We start from the raw sequence: 231 nt of genomic DNA on the forward strand, positions 1-231 counted from the left end.
GGGCAATGTTGTTGTGGATGGTGTCGCGAATAAGCTGTGCATCTTGCAGGACAAATGCGACCGTCGAATACAACACATCCTGGGAAATGCTCTTTAGATCAACCCTGCCGATGGTGATCATGCCAGCGTCCGGGTCATCGAAGCGGGCCATCAAACTCGCCAACGTCGACGTCCCCGCACCCGACGGACCAACCAGCGCGGTCACCGTGCCTGCCGGAACGCTCAGGCTCA

At 58.4% G+C, this 231-nt stretch carries 1 protein-coding gene; it reads right to left on the reverse strand.

Annotated features, from left to right (window positions below):
* On the reverse strand, positions 1 to 231 hold a 231-nt coding region (locus QP415_RS13150), incomplete at both ends, for an ATP-binding cassette domain-containing protein (RefSeq protein ID WP_285100368.1).

The organism is Pauljensenia sp. UMB3104 (genome assembly GCF_030217285.1).
Classification (GTDB): Bacteria; Actinomycetota; Actinomycetes; order Actinomycetales; family Actinomycetaceae; genus Pauljensenia.